Annotated in this window: 11 protein-coding genes and 1 other RNA gene; 1 reads left to right on the top strand and 11 read right to left on the bottom strand. The window is 66.8% G+C overall.

What is annotated here, in order from left to right:
• From ACN0T5_RS08445 to ACN0T5_RS08410, 8 genes are all read right to left on the bottom strand, one after another.
• A partial coding sequence (locus ACN0T5_RS08445) for a UDP-N-acetylmuramoyl-L-alanyl-D-glutamate--2,6-diaminopimelate ligase (protein WP_417768181.1) occupies positions 1-1,545 on the bottom strand: 1,545 nt, incomplete at its 3' end.
• Positions 1,546-1,575: 30 nt separating this feature from the next.
• Complete coding sequence (locus tag ACN0T5_RS08440) at positions 1,576-1,818, bottom strand: Mur ligase domain-containing protein (protein WP_417768179.1); 243 nt, start codon at positions 1,816-1,818, stop codon at positions 1,576-1,578.
• 79 nt (positions 1,819-1,897) lie between these two features.
• Entirely contained in the window at positions 1,898-3,610 is a 1,713-nt protein-coding gene (locus tag ACN0T5_RS08435; RefSeq protein WP_417768178.1) for a peptidoglycan D,D-transpeptidase FtsI family protein, read from the bottom strand.
• 10 nt (positions 3,611-3,620) lie between these two features.
• A complete protein-coding gene (ftsL, locus tag ACN0T5_RS08430; protein ID WP_417768177.1) occupies positions 3,621-3,977 on the bottom strand; it encodes a cell division protein FtsL in 357 nt (118 codons plus the stop codon).
• Between the two features lie 4 nt (positions 3,978-3,981).
• Complete coding sequence (rsmH, locus tag ACN0T5_RS08425) at positions 3,982-5,004, bottom strand: 16S rRNA (cytosine(1402)-N(4))-methyltransferase RsmH (RefSeq protein WP_417768176.1); 1,023 nt, start codon at positions 5,002-5,004, stop codon at positions 3,982-3,984.
• Positions 5,001-5,459, bottom strand: a complete 459-nt coding sequence (gene mraZ / locus ACN0T5_RS08420; RefSeq protein WP_417768175.1) for a division/cell wall cluster transcriptional repressor MraZ — start codon at positions 5,457-5,459, stop codon at positions 5,001-5,003. The genes rsmH and mraZ overlap by 4 nt, the downstream gene beginning before the upstream one ends.
• Positions 5,460-5,918: 459 nt before the next feature.
• Positions 5,919-6,316, bottom strand: an RNA gene (gene rnpB / locus ACN0T5_RS08415) — RNase P RNA component class A.
• Between the two features lie 32 nt (positions 6,317-6,348).
• On the bottom strand, positions 6,349-7,806 hold the full coding sequence (locus tag ACN0T5_RS08410) for a PLP-dependent aminotransferase family protein (RefSeq protein WP_417768174.1): 1,458 nt from the start codon (positions 7,804-7,806) through the stop codon (positions 6,349-6,351).
• Positions 7,807-7,896: 90 nt separating this feature from the next.
• Between ACN0T5_RS08410 and ACN0T5_RS08405 the strand changes: the two genes are divergently transcribed.
• Positions 7,897-8,580 (top strand): pyridoxamine 5'-phosphate oxidase family protein, encoded by a 684-nt coding sequence (locus ACN0T5_RS08405; RefSeq protein WP_417768173.1) that lies wholly within the window; start codon positions 7,897-7,899, stop codon positions 8,578-8,580.
• A gap of 20 nt (positions 8,581-8,600) precedes the next feature.
• Here ACN0T5_RS08405 and ACN0T5_RS08400 read toward each other — a convergent pair whose 3' ends face one another.
• The 3 genes from ACN0T5_RS08400 to ACN0T5_RS08390 form a co-directional block, all read right to left on the bottom strand.
• Complete coding sequence (locus ACN0T5_RS08400) at positions 8,601-9,101, bottom strand: lytic transglycosylase domain-containing protein (RefSeq protein ID WP_417768172.1); 501 nt, start codon at positions 9,099-9,101, stop codon at positions 8,601-8,603.
• Positions 9,102-9,337: 236 nt separating this feature from the next.
• Positions 9,338-10,093: an N-acetylmuramoyl-L-alanine amidase gene (locus tag ACN0T5_RS08395; RefSeq protein WP_417768171.1), complete on the bottom strand. Its 756-nt coding sequence runs from the start codon at positions 10,091-10,093 to the stop codon at positions 9,338-9,340.
• 22 nt (positions 10,094-10,115) lie between these two features.
• The gene (locus tag ACN0T5_RS08390; RefSeq protein ID WP_417768170.1) at positions 10,116-10,742 is read right to left on the bottom strand and encodes a LysE family translocator; all 627 of its coding nucleotides are present in this window, start codon (positions 10,740-10,742) and stop codon (positions 10,116-10,118) included.
• Positions 10,743-10,768 lie beyond the last annotated feature (26 nt).

Here is a 10,768-nt window from a genome sequence, read left to right as displayed (position 1 = left end):
TTCGGCTTCGGCTTCGGCTTCGGCTTCGGCTTCGGCTTCGGCTTCGGCTTCGGCTTCGGCTTCGGCTTCGGCTTCGGAGAAGTCTCCCTCGGCGAACAGCTCGTCAAGCACGTCGTCGTCGGAGAGCCCCGCATGTTCGGCAGGGTCTGTCTCTGCTTCAGACCCGGCGGTTTGCTGTGCCCCGTCCTCTGCCTGGTCTCCGTCCACGTGCGGAAGTTCGGCCCACTCTTCCTCCGCCGTGTTTCCCGCGTCCGGCTCGAATGTCGCAGCGAGCGCCTGTTCCAGCGCGTCGTCGAGGTTGAGGTCGAGGTCGGGACCGAGGCCGTCATCCTCAAGGGCGCCGAACAGGTCGCTTTCGGCAACGGCGGCCAGCGCCGCGCGCGCAACCTCATGGTCGGAGAACGGGAGCACTTCCTCCCCGACGATCTGTCCGGGCTCGTGCCCCTTGCCGGCAATGCACAGGACGTCGCCCGGCTGCAGCATGCCGACGGCCGCCTCGATGGCGTCGCGGCGGTCGCCGATTTCCAGCGCATCCGGCGCACCGTCGAGGATCGCCGCGCGGATGGTCGCGGGGTCTTCGCTGCGGGGATTGTCGTCGGTGACGATGACGATGTCGGCCTGGCGGTGCGCCGCCGCGCCCATCAACGGGCGCTTGCCCGGATCGCGGTCGCCGCCGGCGCCGAACACGACGAGAAGCCGGCCCTTCGTGAAAGGCCTGAGCGCGGCCAGTGCCGTGTCGAGCGCATCCGGCTTGTGGGCGTAGTCGACGAAGACAAGCGCGCCGTCGTCGGTCTCGCCGACCAGTTCCAACCGCCCGGGCGCGCCTTCGAGCACCTCAAGTGCCGCGAGCGCGTCGTCGACGGGCACGCCGGAGCAGATCGCCAGACCCGCCGCGATCAGCGCGTTGGACACCTGAAAGCGTCCGGCGAGCGGCAAGCGAACCTCGCGCGCGCCCTCCCCGGTCTCCAGGGACAGGATCTGGGCAAAGCCGTCGTGACGGATGTCGAGAAGGCGAATGTCCTCGCCACCTTCCCCGACCGTGAAGACGCGATGTCCGTGCTCGCGCGCCGCTGCCGCCACCCGCCACGCATAGGGGGCAGCCGGCTCCAGCACGACGGGCCGCTCCGCATCCAGCAGCGTGTCGAACAGGCGCATCTTCGCCGCGAGGTAATGCTCGACGTCCGGATGATAGTCGAGATGATCGCGGCCCAGATTGGTGAAGGCGGCGGCGGACAGTTCGAGCCCGTCAAGACGGCGCTGGTCGAGCCCGTGGCTGGAGGCTTCCAACGCGGCATGGGTGATGCCGTCGCCGGCCAGCTGCGCAAGCGTCTGGTGAAGGGAAACCGGATCCGGCGTCGTCAGGCTGCCATAGCGGGCGCCGCGGCTCGTCACGGTCCCGATCGTGCCGAGGCTCGCCGCCTCGAACCCGGCATGGGCGAAAATCTGCCGCACGAACACGGCAACCGACGTCTTGCCGCTCGTGCCGGTGACCGCCACCAGCGTTTCCGGTTGCCGCTCATAGAAGCGGGCCGCCATCTGCGCCAGCGTCCGGCGCGGAAAGCTGTCCCGTCATCGTCAGCGACGATCCGCGCCGTCGCCGAGCACCGCGAGCGGCGTGTCCTGGCCGACGAGGATCGCGCCGGCGCCCGAAGCCCGGGCAGCCTCTATGAAGCGTGTGCCGTCCGTGCGGGCGCCCTTCAGCGCCGCGAACACGAACCCGTCGGTCACGGTGCGGCTGTCCGCGGACAATCCGGCGATCTCGACTTCGAACTCGGGTGCGGCGAGCACCTGTTCGCCGGTGAGGTCCTTCAACAGCATCTCTAGCGCCAATATCCGTTGTGCATCGTCATCAGGACCTGGCGGGAACTGCGGTGCGACCCCGTCCCTGCCGGCCCGGTCAATAGGAAATCGATACCGTCTCCGTCCGTTCTCCAAAGTTCGGCAGCACGCCCAGCATCGGTGCCGCGCGGCGAATGATGGCGGCCGTCAGCGGTGCGGTGTTGAGGCCTGCCGTCGCGCCGACCCCCTCACGCTCCGACTTCGGTTCGTCAAGCACCACGAGGACGACGTAACGCGGCTTGTCGATAGGGAAGGCAGAAAGGAAAGAATTGCGGCGCTTGTTGGATACGTAGCGACCATTCTCGATCTTTTCCGCCGTTCCGGTCTTGCCGCCGACCATGTAGCCCGGCACTTCCGCGCGCCGGCCGGACCCCGACAGGACGTTGAGACGGAACAGGTAACGCATGATCTCGCTGGTCTGCGGCGTGACGACCTGCTGGGCCAGCTCCGCCGCCTCCTCGCGGGTGCGCGGCGCGAATGTCGGCGGGATCAGGCGGCCGCCATTGACCAGCGCGGCGGTCGCCACCGCCGTCTGCAGCGGTGTCACCGAAATGCCGTGGCCGAAGGAAATGGTGATCGCGGCAAGCTCGTTCCACTTCGGCGGCAGCAGGGGCGTTGCGACTTCGGGAAGGTCGGTCTGAAGCCGCGTCGTCAGGCCAAGCCGCTCCATGAACGCCTTCTGCTCGTCGATGCCGGCGCTCAGCATCATCTTCGCTGTGCCGATATTGGACGAGTAGATGAAGGTCTCGGCCACGGACAGGAGCCGGCGCTTGCCATGGAAGTCGTCGATGGTCCGCCCGCCGACGCGCAGCGGCCGCGTCGCGTCGAAACTGTCGTTCATCGTCACCCGGCCGCTGTCGAGCGCCATCGCGACGGTGAACCCCTTGAACACCGACCCCATCTCGAAGACGCCGCCGGACGCGCGGTTGAGGCGATCCTTCTCCAGCGCCTGCGCCCGGTCATTGGGATCGAAATCCGGCAGCGACGACATTGCCACCACCTCGCCCGTCTCCACGTCGAGCACGATGCCGACGCCGGCAATCGCGCGGTAGCGCTCCAGCGCTTTCGACAGTTCGTCGCGCACCACATGCTGCACGCGGAGGTCGACGGCAAGGTTCACCGGCTCCATCGGCCGATCGCTGGCGAAACCGAGCTGCTGCAGGTCGCCGAGCCAGGCCTTGTCGACGGCAAGCTCCATGCCGGAGATGCCCTGATTGTCGACATTGACCGATCCGACGATGTGGCTCGCGGTCGGGCCGCCCGGATAGAACCGGCTGTTTTCCTCGAGGAAACCGACACCGGGAATGCCGAGATCGTGGATCATCGTACGCTGGCGCGGGGTCAGTTCGCGCTTCAGCCATATGAAACCGGCGTTGCTGGCCAACCGCTTGCGCACCGCATCGGTGCCCAGTTCGGGCAGCACGCTGGCGATGCCCTCCAGCGCCTCGTCGACATCGATGATCTTGCGCGGCTCTGCAAAGAGCGACGCCGTCTTGATGTCGGTTGCCAGGATCTGGCCGTTGCGATCGACGAGATCGGGTCGTGACGCCGCCACGCTGTCCTGCGCGGAAATATAGGAGACCGAGCGTGCCTCCTCGCTCATGCCAAGCATGACGAGCCGGCCGCCGATCGCCATGTAGACCATGGCGAAGACGACCATCGCCATGCGCACCCGGCTCCGCACGGCATGCGTCGAGGGTCCGCGCGGCACGTGCCGTTCACCGACGGCGCGACGCTGGAGAAAGGATACGGGTTGATCCGTCACCGCCATCTCACCCTTCCTATCGAACCACGGGTGCGGACCCGGCATAGCCGCCGAGCGTCGCGTTGCTGTCGATCGGAGCCAGATGCACCGGCTTGACCGGCACATCCTCGATCCGGGTGATCTGCTCGACTGAAAGCGGCTCCAGCGACAGGTGCTCGTTGTAGCGCTCGACAAGCCGCTGCAGGCGGCTCGGGTCGTTGAGGAGGCTCCACTCCGCCTTGAGCAGCTGGAGCTTCTCGCGCTCCTGCTCGATCTCGCGCTGCAACGCGGCCACATGCTCCGCCGAGCGTTCCGCGTCGTGCTTCATGTCATAGACGGCGGCCGCTGCTGCCAGCACGCCCACGGCAAGGATGACGTTCGTATAGCGGCTCATGGCTCTACTCTTCCCATTGCCCGGGCTCCGCGACACGCGGTGCACCCAGCTCGCGCGGATCGATCTCGCGCGCCGGGGCATCGGTACGTCGCGCGGCCCTCAGTTTCGCGGACCGGGCGCGCGGATTGGCGGCGACCTCGGCCTCGGACGGATCGACCGCCCCGCGGGCGATCAGCTCGAATGTCGCCGGCGGCACCTCCGCCTCCGGCAGGTGACGCGATCCGCCAGCGCGCGTCCTGCTGCGCTCAGCAAGGAACCGCTTGACGATCCGGTCCTCGAGACTGTGGAAGGTCACGACGACCAGCCGCCCGCCCGGCAGCAGCGCCCGCTCGGCTGCGGCCAGCGCCTCGACGACCTCGTCCAGTTCCCGGTTCACATAGATGCGCAGGGCCTGGAAGGTTCGCGTCGCCGGGTGGATCTGCTTGCCCTTGAAGGACCGGCCGACAACTTTCTCGACGACAGCAGCCAGGTCGGATGTGCGCTCGAAGGGACGCTCCTTGCGCCGCTCGGCGATCGCCCGCGACACGGACGACGCACGCTTTTCCTCGCCCAGGATGCCGATCACCCTGGTCAGATCGCGCTGCGGCATGCGGTTGACGACATCGGCGGCGGAAAGCCCCTTCTGCTCCATGCGCATGTCGAGCGGCCCGTCACTGCGGAAGGAGAACCCGCGCTCCGCCTCGTCGAGCTGCATGGAGGAGACGCCAAGATCAAGCACCACCGCATCCACGCCAGCACGCCCCAGCGTCTGCGCATGAGCGTCCAGTTCGGAGAACCGCCCCTCGACGAGGGACAGCCGGCCCGCGCTGCCTGCGGCAAGCGCCCGACCGGCAGCAATGGCGTTCGGATCCCGGTCGATGGCGATGACATCGGCCCCGGCATCCAGAAAGGCGCGCGTATACCCGCCGGCGCCGAAGGTGCCGTCAACGACCGCGCAGCCGTCGATGTCGCCGAGCGCGGCGAGAACTTCCGAAAGGAGAACCGGGACATGGCGCGGTGCGCCTTCATCCCTGGGCAACGCCATCATCGCCCCGCCTCCGAAGGCTTCGGCGAAGACAGGACGGCCATCGCCCGCTTCATCGCATCGGCGCGATGCGCGCGGAACCGCTCCGGCTGCCAGATCTGGAACTTGTAGCCCTGCCCGACGAAGGTCACCTGGTCGGTCACTTCCGCATGCTCGCGGATCATGTCGGACAGCATCACCCGGCCGTCTCCGTCGATCTTCAGGGTTTCGCTCGCGCCGAAAAGCGCCGTCGACAGGGCGTCGTGATCCTCGGTCAGCGTCGTCAGGCCATCGAGACGCTTCTGGATCTCGCTGACAAGCTGATGCCCGCCGGCATCCACCGCCGACTGGTGCAGCGAGGGAAAGCAGTAGAGACCTTCGAAACCGTCGCGTGTGAGAGCCTGGCGAAAGGGAGCAGGAACAGAGACCCGCCCCTTGGCGTCGAGTCGATTTGTGTAGTGCGACACGAAGCCGGACATCGATTCTCTCGCCCCACCGCCGAACGCGCTGCGCTCGGCCACCATTTGACTCCCGATCCCTGGACACATCGGCGCCGTGCACCATGCCTGCGGCCAGACCGCACGCCGGCACAGGAACTGAATCCGTACGCCGCCTTAGCCCCGTTGCTACAACTCGAAACGGGATAATCTGGGATAGCATGGGACCTCATGGGCGTCAATGGAATCCAATGGTTTCGGCCCCCTCCCGAACGGTGCGCGAAACACCGTCCAATGGTTATCCACGGTTAAGCTTAAAATTGGGTTGCACCGGCTTTGCATCCTGCGAGAGGCCCCGGATTCAGCCGTGCGAAAGGCAGCGCCGGGCCGAAAGCCAACGGTTTCAATGAGATCGGGCGAGGGAGATCGGGACGGGACATCGGCGGCGTGGGCACGAGCCGGACGCCGCGGACGAAAAACCCGCCTGAAGATGAGGGGAAAAGTGTCAGCCGGCCTGTAAGCCGGGTTTTGTATGGCGCGGCACGAGTGCCGCGCGCGACGACCATTCATCTGGGACGCCCGTTGCCGGACGCCTCACGCAACCAACCCGGGCGGCTGGCCTGGAAAAGGGCCGGGATCCTTGCGGATCCCGCACCGCCCCTATTCGGTTTTGCTCCCGGTGGGGTTTACCGTGCCGCTTCCGTTACCGGTCGCGCGGTGGGCTCTTACCCCACCCTTTCACCCTTACCCCGGCCGGAACCGGGGCGGTTTGCTTTCTGTGGCACTTTCCCTGGGGTTGCCCCCGCCGGGCGTTACCCGGCACCGTTTTTCCGTGGAGCCCGGACTTTCCTCCCCCGCGGCGTTTCCGCCCTTGCGGGAGCGGCCGTCCGGCCGGCTGACGCGCGACTGGTAGGCGTCCGGACCGGTCCGGTCAAGTCTTGTCGAGACCGCCCTCCTCCAGCGCCCCGGCGATCGCCAGGGCGCAATCGTCCGCATCTCCCTCGGCCAGTCCCGCGAAGCCGATGACAAGGCCGCTCTGCCGGCAGCGAATGCCATAGGAGGAGAGCGACGCGACACCGAAGCCCAGCTGATTGACGCGCCGCGCCACCTCGAGATCGTCAACCGGATCGCGAAACCTCAGGGCAAGCTGCACACCGCCCACCGGATCCGCGACGCTTGCCAGCCCGCCGAGGCGTGCCCGCAGCGCGCCCGCAAGTGCGGCCCCGCGTGCCTGGTAGATCCCCTGGATGCGCTTCAGATGAGCCCGATAGCGGCCGGACACAATGAAATCGGCCAGCGCTGCCTGCGTCACCACGCTGGCCAGCATGCCGGACACGCGTTGCGCGGTCGCCAGCGGGCCGGCCAGATACTCCGGAACCACCATGTAGGCGACCCGCACTCCCGGCAGCATGCTCTTCGAGAAGGTGCCCAGATAGATCACCTCGCCGTCCGCTCCCAGTCCCTGCATCGCCGCCAGGGGCCGGCCGGAAAACAGGAACTCGCTGTCGTAGTCGTCCTCCAGCACAACGGCTCCATGCGCGCGCGCCGCATCAAGGATCATGGCACGCCGCTCCAGCGTCATCCGCATGCCGTGAGGGTACTGGTGCGAGGGGGTCACGTAGATCAGTTTTGGCGACGGACCATCGGCAAGCGGCGACGGATCGGCTCCCTGCCCGTCGACCGGCATCGGCTGCACCGACAACCCGGCGGAGCGAAACGCCGCGCGCGCGCCGAGATAGCCCGGATCCTCGATCCAGGCGGCATCGCCCGGATCTGCCAAGCATTGCGCCACAAGTTGCAGGCTGGCCTGTGTCGACGGCATGACGAGAACCCGGCCGGGCGTGACGCGCACTCCGCGGTCCTGGGTCAGATAGTCCGCCAGCGCGTCGCGCAGCGCCGGATATCCCGCCGTTTCCTCGTAGAACATCATCCGGCCACGCACGTTGCGGGCCGCCCGCCTGAGCGTCTGCGCCCAGGCGTCCTTGGGGAAACAGTCGAGGGCCGGAGACCCGGGCTCAAGCCGTCCGCCGCGCCGCCGCCCCGACTTGCCCCAGGGATCGGCGCTCATCACCCGCCCGCGCCGCGACAGGGCGATCTTCTGCACGCCGTCTTCGCCCGCCGAGCCTTCAGGACGCAGTCCCCCGTGCTCTGCAACGCGCGGAGCCGAGCCGGGGCGCACGGACACGACGCCTTCCGCCGCCAGCAGTTCGTAGGCCGCGTTGACCGTATTGCGGGAGATACCAAGGGATGTCGCCAGCGCACGGCTGGATGGCAGCCGGGTGCCGGTGGAGAAACGTCCCTCGCCGATCGCCCCCCTCAGGCCGCGATAGACTTGCTCGGGCAGGGGAACCGGGAGGTCGCGATCGAGCGACAGGATGCCGTCCAGCATTTTCTGGTCCTTCAACAATCCTGAAAGTGGATCTTTCTTGGGACCAGTTTAATGGCACATTCCCCGTCGCGAAACACGGGAATGCCAATCATGACGAAAATCGACACTATCGGACGCCGGCAGCGCGCCACCCTGCCCCGGCACGCCCGGGTCAGGGTCGGAAAGCGTGAGGTCTCCGATCCGGCCGAGGCATGGGCGGTCATCGACGCGGCCCGCATCGCCCATGTCGGGTTCGTCGCCGACGAAAGGCCGATGGTCATCCCGATGCTGCACGCCAGGATCGGAAGGAAGCTCTACATCCACGGCGCCAAGGCGACGCGCATCGTCAAGGGTGTTGAGGAACGCGCGCCCGTGTGCCTGACGGTGACATTGCTGGACGGGATCGTCGTGGCCCGTTCCGCCTTCCACCACTCGATGAACTACCGTTCGGTGGTGGTTCACGCGCAGGCCCGGCACGTGGTCAACGCGGTGGAGAAGGAAGCGGCGCTTGTCGCGCTGACGAACCGCCTGCTTCCCGGTCGCTGGGACGAAGTCCGGCAAATGACCGCAAAGGAATTCAATGCCACCGGCGTGCTCGCACTTGATGTCGAACAGGTCACCATGAAGCGCCGCGACGGGCCGCCCGTCGATGACGAGGAAGACTACAACCTGCCGATCTGGGCCGGCGTGATCTCGCTCGCCGAGACCGTCACCGGAATTGCCGCGGACGAGGATCTGGCGGAAGATGTTCCCGCACCTCCATCCGTTGTCCGGTCCACCACGCGCCCCCGCTGATCGCCGCACCGGACGATGCGTCAGCCGCGGGCCAGGATCTGTTTCACCTTGGAGCAATAGCGGCGACTGACCGGGTTCATCCGCTTGGCGTAGTGTCCGGCATTGTAGCGCAGGATGGTGCCGCAAACGTCGCCGCCGGCCTTCTTGTGGGCGCCGGCGAGATAACGCATGCCGAAAGTGATGTTGGTTTTCGGATCATAGAGTGCCTTGGCGCTGCCACGGAACCCCTCGCCTCGCGCGGTCTGGGGCTTGATCTGCATCAGGCCGATTTCCCCGGCGCGACCGCGTGCCCGCGCATTGTAGTTGCTCTCGACGCTGATCACCGCATGGGCCAGTTTCACCGGAACGCCATGCTTGCGCGCCTCGGCACGGATGATCGCATCGTATTTCGCGACACGGCCGCCAGCTTCCAGGATTTTCGGATCAACGGTGGTCGTTGAAACGGATGCGGTCTGGCATGCCGCGGCGGTGAGAGCCAGAAAGAGTGCGCCAACGAGACGCGGCGCGAGAGAAATCGTCATGTACCGACCTTCAAGACTGGTTGTCGTTGTTGAGAGGGCGGGGGTATGACGGTGCGGTAAGACGAAAATCCGACCGGGATGATCACGAAATGTTACAATATTATCGATAAAATCTGGCTAAAACATGCAGATACCGGACAATACGGCCACTTCGTGGCGCTGATGTCCCGCTCCGGTGGCACGCAGGCGGCGAAGGTCTGCCTCCCTTGGCAAATCGTCACGATCGCCGCCCCGCGTCAGCCGAGCTTCGGCACCTCCTGCAGAAAGCGGTGCAGGGTGGTGATCGTCGACATGTCGGCAATGCCGTCGACACGCGCGCGCCGGTGTCGCCTCTGGAACGCGGCGACCGCAAGCCGCGTGCGGGCATCGAAGGTGCCGCTGATCGGCATCTCGAAACCGTAGAGCGCCAGCATCGACTGCAGCGCCTCGACCGGCTGGCCGGTGTCGCCTTCCTGAAAGAACCGTCCGCCCGAAACGGGCTCCGCCGCCACATGCAGGCCGACCCCGGCCGCCGCCAGACGGTCCCAGGGAAACAACTCGCCCGGGTCCTCCTTGCGCTCCGGCGCGATGTCGGAATGGGCCAGCACGCCGGTGGCGGGGATACCGTGACGGGCGCATATGTCCGCGGACAGGTCGATCACCGCCGCGACCTGCGCCTCCGGATAGGGGCGATAGCCGTGTTCGTGACCGGGATTGACCATCTCGATGCCGATCGAGCTGGAGTTGATGTCCCGCTCGCCTTTCCAGAACGACTTGCCGGCATGCCAGGCCCGCCGGCTTTCCGGCACCAGTTGCAGGATGCTGCCATCCTCCTCGACCACATAGTGCGCCGAGACCTCGGCGGTCGGATCGCAAAGTCGGCGCACCGCCTCGTCCCCGCTCGCCATCCCGGTGTAGTGAAGGACAAGCAGGCGCACTTCGCCCTGCCGCTCGTTGTGGTTCGGCGAAGGGCGCAGCCGCGCCGACAAGCCGGTATCCGTCCTGACGCTCATCGCATGTCTTTCCGTGGTGCTCTCAACGGTCCTGCAGGGCAAGCCTGATCCCGAGCGCGCAATAGATACCGCCGACCACCTTGCCCTGCCACTTCAGGACCGAGGGGTTGCGTCGCAGGAAATTGCCCAGCCCGCCCGCCGCCAGTGCGAAAACGATGGTGCTGAACAGCCCGATCAGCACGAACAGCCCCCCGAGCACGAGAAGCTGCAGCGCCGCCGACCCGTTCCCGGGCTTCACGAACTGGGGCAGGAACGCCAGGAAAAACAGGGCCGTCTTCGGGTTCAGCACCTCGGCAAGGATCGCCTGGCGGAACGCCGCCCGCGCGCCAATGGCCCGCGTCCCGGCGGCAAGGTCGGTCGCCTGCCGCTCGAACAGGGCGCGGACGCCGAGATAGATCAGATAGGCCGCGCCCAGATACTTGATGACCGCAAACAGCATGGCCGAGGTCGCGATGATCGCCGACAGGCCGACCACCGCCATCACCGTATGCATCAGGTCGCCAGCGGCGATGCCGGCCCCGGTGGCGATACCGACCCGGGTTCCCGAACTCGCCGCCCTCGCAACCGTCAGCAGGGTCGCCGGGCCGGGGATGAAGACGAAGCCCAGTACGATCACCACATAGGTCGCAAGTGTCGTCGCATCGATCATCACCACCCATCCCTTCCCGGCATGTT

It is taken from the genome of Stappia sp. (assembly GCF_048261845.1).
In the GTDB taxonomy this organism is placed as follows: Bacteria; Pseudomonadota; Alphaproteobacteria; order Rhizobiales; family Stappiaceae; genus Stappia.
Note: the sequence above shows the minus strand (reverse complement) of the source record. Positions and strands in the feature narration are given on the sequence as shown.